The organism is Pseudomonas juntendi (assembly GCF_009932375.1).
GTDB lineage: Bacteria > Pseudomonadota > Gammaproteobacteria > Pseudomonadales > Pseudomonadaceae > Aquipseudomonas > Aquipseudomonas juntendi.
This window is the reverse complement of sequence record NZ_BLJG01000182.1, coordinates 1-5,505: the sequence shown is the minus strand read 5'-3', so window position 1 is coordinate 5,505 and position 5,505 is coordinate 1. Positions and strand designations below refer to the sequence as shown.

Annotated in this window: 4 protein-coding genes; 2 read left to right on the top strand and 2 right to left on the bottom strand. The window is 64.5% G+C overall.

Annotation, left to right across the window (positions count from 1 at the left end; genetic code table 11):
* Positions 1-49 precede the first annotated feature (49 nt).
* A complete protein-coding gene (locus tag GYA94_RS20755) occupies positions 50-2,380 on the bottom strand; it encodes an FdhF/YdeP family oxidoreductase (RefSeq protein ID WP_161892999.1) in 2,331 nt (776 codons plus the stop codon).
* 233 nt (positions 2,381-2,613) lie between these two features.
* Between GYA94_RS20755 and moaA the strand changes: the two genes are divergently transcribed.
* Positions 2,614-3,618: a GTP 3',8-cyclase MoaA gene (gene moaA, locus GYA94_RS20750; protein WP_009686815.1), complete on the top strand. Its 1,005-nt coding sequence runs from the start codon at positions 2,614-2,616 to the stop codon at positions 3,616-3,618.
* A 20-nt stretch (positions 3,619-3,638) separates the two neighbouring features.
* Positions 3,639-4,538: a bestrophin family protein gene (locus tag GYA94_RS20745; protein WP_161892998.1), complete on the top strand. Its 900-nt coding sequence runs from the start codon at positions 3,639-3,641 to the stop codon at positions 4,536-4,538.
* Positions 4,539-4,648: 110 nt separating this feature from the next.
* Here GYA94_RS20745 and moaB read toward each other — a convergent pair whose 3' ends face one another.
* Positions 4,649-5,188: a molybdenum cofactor biosynthesis protein B gene (gene moaB, locus GYA94_RS20740; protein ID WP_110677847.1), complete on the bottom strand. Its 540-nt coding sequence runs from the start codon at positions 5,186-5,188 to the stop codon at positions 4,649-4,651.
* Between the last annotated feature and the right edge of the window lie 317 nt (positions 5,189-5,505).

The following is a 5,505-nucleotide window of genomic DNA, read 5'->3' as shown; positions in this document are numbered from 1 at the left end:
CGCCTGGGAGATCGAGCGCCGCCCGCGACAGGGCCCTTGCAGGCGCCCGTCAATCCGAAGCCAGCACCGCCGCAATCCGGTTCCCGGCCTTGGCCTTCTCCAGCTTGATCGCCACAAACTTCGAGGTCGGGGTGTACGTCCCCTCGCCATAACTCTCCAGCGGCACCAGCGGGTTGGTCTCGGGGTAGTAAGCGGCCGCCTGCCCTTGCGGCACGTCATACGCCACCAGGCGGAACCCCGACACCCGCCGCTCCACACCATCCTCCCACAGCGACACCAGGTCCACGTGCTCACCCGGTTCGAAGCCCAGGCGGCGGATATCGGCCTCGTTGACGAACACCACTTCGCGTAGGCCGAACACCCCACGGTAGCGGTCGTCCAGGCCATACAGGGTGGTGTTGTACTGGTCGTGCGAACGCAGGGTCTGCAAGATCAGGTCGGGCTTGTCCCCGCGGGCCAGCACCTTGGCGTTGACCAATGCCTCGGGCAGCGTGTGGGGCATGAAGCGCGCCTTGCCGGTGGCCGTGCGGAAGTTGCGCTCGGCAGCGTGGTTACCCAGGTGGAACCCGCCAGGGCTGTTCAAGCGCTCATTGAAACGCGCGAAGCCAGGGATGACGTCGGCAATCATGTCGCGGATGCGGTTGTAGTCGGCCACCGCATAGGCCCAGTCGATCGGCTGGTTGCCCAGCGTGGCCTTGGCCATGCCGGCGATGATCCATGGCTCCGAACGCATGTGCGGCGAGCGCGGGCGCAACTGGCCATGGGAGAGGTGCACCATGCTGAAGGTGTCTTCCACGGTCACGCCCTGGGGCCCTGCGGCCTGCAGGTCGATTTCGGTACGGCCCAAGCATGGCAGGATCAGCGCGTCGCGGCCGGTGACCAGGTGCGAGCGGTTGAGCTTGGTGGAAATCTGCACGGTCAGCGCACACTTCTGCAGCGCGGCATGGGTACGCGGTGTATCCGGGGTGGCTTGGGCAAAGTTGCCGCCCAGGGCGACGAACACCTTGGCCCGCCCCTCCTCCATGGCCTTGATCGCCAGCACCGCATTGTGCCCGTGGGCACGCGGCACACGGAAGCGGAAGCGTTTTTCCAGGGCGTCGAGCAGTGCTGCCCGGGGCTTCTCGTCGATGCCCATGGTGCGGTCGCCCTGCACGTTGCTGTGGCCGCGCACCGGCGACAGGCCAGCGCCGGGCTTGCCGACGTTGCCGCGCAGAAGCTGCAGGTTGACGATTTCCTGCACGGTTGCCACCGAATGGCGGTGCTGCGTCACGCCCATGGCCCAGCACATGATGACCCGCTCGGCCTTGCGGTACATACGCGCGGCCAGTTCGATCTCGGCCAGGGTCAGGCCAGACTGCTCAACGATGTGTTCCCACCCCGTGGCGTCGACCGCCGCCAGGTAGCCATCGATACCGCTGGTGTGCTCGGCGATGAAGGCGTGGTCGAATACTGGCGGTTCGCCCTTGGCGTGGGCCTCGCGTTCCCACTGCAACAGGAACTTGGCAATACCGCGCATGGCCGCCATGTCGCCACCCAGGGCTGGGCGGAAGTACGCGCTGGAAGTCGGCTCGGAGCCATTGCTGAGCATTTCGAACGGGTGCTGCGGGTGCTGGAAGCGCTCCAGGCCACGCTCTTTGAGCGGGTTGAAGCACACCACCTGGGCACCGCGCTTGACCGCTTCACGCAGCGGTTCGAGCATGCGCGGGTGGTTGGTGCCGGGATTCTGGCCAATCACGAAAATGGCATCGGCCAGTTCCAGGTCGTGAAACACCACGGTGCCTTTGCCCACCCCCAGGGTTTCCGACATGCCCGAGCCACTGGCTTCGTGGCACATGTTGGAGCAGTCCGGGAAATTGTTGGTGCCGTAGGCACGCACGAACAGCTGGTAGAGAAACGCTGCTTCATTGCTGGCCCGGCCCGAGGTGTAGAACTCGGCTTCGTCCGGCGATTGCAGTGCGCGCAGGTGCCGGGCAACCAGCTCGAACGCTTCTGCCCAGGTGGTTTCCACGTAATGGTCGGTGGCTGCGTCATAGCGCATCGGGTGCGTCAGGCGGCCTTGGTACTCAAGCCAGTAGTCGGTCTGTTGCTTCAACGCGCTGACGCTGTACTTGGCAAAGAAGGCCGGGTCCACCGAGCGCCCGGTGGCTTCCCAGTTGACCGCCTTGGCGCCGTTTTCACAGAACTTGACCATGTCGCTTTCCGGCGACTCGCCCCAGGCACAGCCAGGGCAGTCGAAGCCGCCGTTCTGGTTGGTCTTGAGCATGGCACGCAGGTTCTTGAAGGCGTTGTCACTGCCCAGCCAGCTCTTGGTCACGCTTTTCAGCGCCCCCCAGCCGGCGGCGGCGCCTTTGTAGTCCCTGATGTGTTCGTCCTGGCTCATGCGGTGAATCCTCACGCTTCGGTGCTTTGTTTCAGCCTATGGAGCGTGGGGCGGGGCGTCCAATCGAAAGAACTTACGGCGTGATAAGCGCTTTCGATCACGGCAGGCAGGCGACGCGCTCAGGCCGCATGATAGAGACCGTCGATCATGCAGTCGGACAAAGCAATTTGACGGCCCTGCGCCCAGGTTATAGCTTGGACAGAAATGCCCCCTTCCCAGACGCGAGCGCGAACGTGGAACAGAACAGCCGGGCCCTGATCGACGGCTTCAACCGGAAAATCGACTACCTGCGGATGTCGGTCACCGACCGCTGCGACTTCCGTTGCGTGTACTGCATGGCCGAAGACATGCAGTTCCTGCCGCGCCAGCAGATTCTCAGCCTGGAGGAACTGTTCCAGGTGGCCGAGCGCTTCGTCGCCCTCGGCACCCGCAAAATCCGCCTGACCGGCGGCGAACCCCTGGTGCGCCAGGGCATCGTCGACTTGTGCGGGCGCATCGCCGCCCTGCCCGGCCTGCGCGAACTGTGCCTGACCAGCAACGGCTCGCAGTTGGGCCGCCTGGCCCAGCCGCTGTTCGACGCGGGCGTTACACGCCTGAACATCAGCCTCGACAGCCTGGACGCCGACCGCTTCAAGCAACTGACCCGTACCGGCGACCTGCACCAGGTGATTGCCGGCATCGACGCAGCCCGGCAGGCCGGTTTCAAGCGCACCAAGCTCAACTGCGTGGTGCTCAAGGGCCGCAACGACCATGAACTGGTCGACCTGGTGCGCTTTGCCATCGACCGCGAGCTGGACATCACCTTCATCGAAGAAATGCCCCTGGGGGTGATCAGCGAGCATGAACGTGGCGAGTCGTTCTGCTCCAGCGATGAAGTACGGGCGCTGCTGGCTGAACAGTTCACCCTGGTCGAGTCCACCGAAACGTCGCAGGGGCCGGCCCGTTACTGGCGCCTGGCCGAAGCGGCCAACACCCGGGTCGGCTTCATTTCGCCGCACAGCCACAACTTCTGCGCCACCTGCAACCGTGTGCGCCTGACCGTCGAGGGCCGCTTGCTGCTGTGCTTGGGCAACGAGCATTCGGTAGACCTCAAGCACGTGCTGCGGGCCCACCCGGGCGACCCCGACCGCCTGGAAAAGGCCATCCGCGATTCGCTGCACCTGAAGCCCTACCGCCATCACTTCGAAGTCGGTGGCGACGTGCAGATCCTGCGCTTCATGAACATGACCGGCGGCTGAGCAGCTGCCTCTGGATTGCCATGATCGTCCACCCCGCACCCGATGTGTTGCGCGTGTTGTTCACCCTCAAGGGTTCGATCATCAAGCGCATTGCCCTGCGCTGCCTGATGGTCACCCTGCTGGCGGCACTGATCGTGCTGGTCGAGCGCCATTACCCGGCGTTTTTCTACCCGGTCAGCGCCACGCCTTTCACCTTGCTGGGCCTGTCGCTGTCGATCTTCATGAGCTTTCGCAACAACGCCTGCTATGACCGTTGGTGGGAAGGGCGCAAGGCCTGGGGCAAGCTGATCATCGAGACCCGCTCGTTCGTACGTGAGAGCGTGGTGATCGGCGATGAAGCACTACGCCGTGAGCTGCTGCGCAGCCTGTGCGGGTTTTCCCATGCGCTGAATGCGCGGTTGCGCAACGAAGACGACCTGGCTGCCGCCCGCCCATGGTTGCCCCGGCCCGAGGCGCTCAGCCCGCACAACGTGTGCGACAGCATCCTGCGTGAGGTGGGCAGCCAATGCTCGCGGCTGGCCGAGCGACAACAGATCAGTGACTGGCGTTACAGCCTGCTGGAGCAGCGGCTGGTGGGGCTTACCGAGGTGCAGGCCACCTGCGAGCGCATCAAGGGCACGCCACTGCCGTTTCCCTACACACTGTTGTTGCACCGCACCATCTACATCTTCTGCCTGTTGTTGCCGTTTGCCCTGGCCGAGCCGCTGGGCTGGCTGGCGCCGCTGTTCACCACCATCGTGGGGTACACGTTCTTCGGGCTGGATGCGATTGGCAACGAACTGGAAGACCCGTTCGGGCGGGATGAGAATGACCTGCCTACCGATGCCATGGTGCGGACGGTGGAGCGGGATGTACTCGCGGGGTTGGGGGACCAGCAGTTGCCGCCGGCGTTGTTGCCGGTGGGGTATGTGTTGAGCTAAGGGCCCTATCGCCGGCAAGCCAGCTCCCACAGGGACCACACAGATTTCAGAACCTGTGCAATACCTGTGGGAGCCGGCTTGCCGGCGATAGGGCCGGTACAGGCGAACGATCAGCCCCGGCTTGCACAGGCCTCGATGGGCAGCAGGTGCTTGACGAAGTTGCACGGCCGGTGCCGGGCATCCAACTGCTCGGCCAGGATCCCCTCCCACGCTGTACGGCAAGCCCCGGTAGACCCCGGCAGGCAGCACACCAGCGTGCGGTTGGCCAACCCGGCCAAGGCTCGGCTTTGCACGGTCGAGGTGCCGATGTCCAGAATCGACAGCGCGCGGAACAGCTCGCCAAAACCGTCGATGCGTTTGTCCAGCAGGCACCCGACCGCCTCTGGCGTGCTGTCGCGGCCGGTAAAGCCGGTACCGCCGGTGATCAGCACCACCTGCACCTGGTCATCGGCAATCCAGGTGGCTACCTGGGCGCGGATCTTGTACAGGTCGTCCTTGAGCAGCGCCCGCGCCACCAGGCGGTGGCCGACCTCTACCGAACGGCTGGCCAGCAGTTCGCCGGAGGTGTCGTTGTCGAAGGTGCGGGTATCGCTGACAGTCAGCACGGCGATGTTCAGCGGTACGAAGACCGCATCGGGTTGGACGCGCACAACAGGAACTCCTTGAATGGCCTTGTCGCCACGCTAAGGGGATGCTCCGAGGGCGTCCAATCGATATGGCGAACCGTTCCATCGACAGGCTCTATCGCTGCCTGGAGGTAGCCGCAGCATCTTCAGCGCCTGTGAGATCGAGCGCCGCCCGCGCGGCGCAATCGCGAGCTGCGCTCGCTCCTACGTTTGTTTCGGGCCAGTAACGCCTGTGACAGGCGCGCGCGGCCGCCTTGTTTGTACGGCGCGATATTGAGGCATGCACCAAGGCGTTCGCGCGCAAATCCCACAGGAATAATTGGCCCGAAACAAACGTAGGA

Coding starts and splice junctions, on each gene's coding strand:
- GYA94_RS20755 (WP_161892999.1), bottom strand. CDS start 2,380: ATGAGCCAGGACGAACACATCAGGGACTACAAAGGCGCCGCCGCCGGC.
- GYA94_RS20745 (WP_161892998.1), top strand. CDS start 3,639: ATGATCGTCCACCCCGCACCCGATGTGTTGCGCGTGTTGTTCACCCTC.